Source organism: Neisseria sp. P0014.S009, assembly GCF_051958155.1.
Classification (GTDB): Bacteria; Pseudomonadota; Gammaproteobacteria; order Burkholderiales; family Neisseriaceae; genus Neisseria; species Neisseria flavescens_C.
In genome coordinates this window covers 1-339 of record NZ_JBQCVS010000078.1, presented here as the reverse complement: position 1 = coordinate 339, position 339 = coordinate 1, and the positions used below count along the sequence as shown (strand labels likewise).

1 rRNA gene is annotated in these 339 nt (G+C 56.3%); it reads right to left on the bottom strand.

What is annotated here, in order from left to right:
* A 16S ribosomal RNA gene (locus ACTHS4_RS11740) occupies positions 1-339 on the bottom strand; the annotation flags it as partial.

Here is a 339-nt window from a genome sequence, read left to right as displayed (position 1 = left end):
GACTACTAGGGTATCTAATCCTGTTCGCTCCCCACGCTTTCGCGTCTCAGCGTCAATACCGTCCCAGCGAGCTGCCTTCGCCATAGGTGTTCCTCCTGATATCTGCGCATTTCACCGCTACACCAGGAATTCCACTCGCCTCTTCCGGATTCTAGCCTGACAGTATCGGCCGGCATTCAAGGGTTGAGCCCTTGACTTTCACAGCCGACTTATCAGGCCGCCTACACGCTCTTTACGCCCAATGATTCCGGACAACGCTTGCCCCCTACGTATTACCGCGGCTGCTGGCACGTAGTTAGCCGGGGCTTCTTGTGAAGGTACCGTCAGCCGGAATGGCTA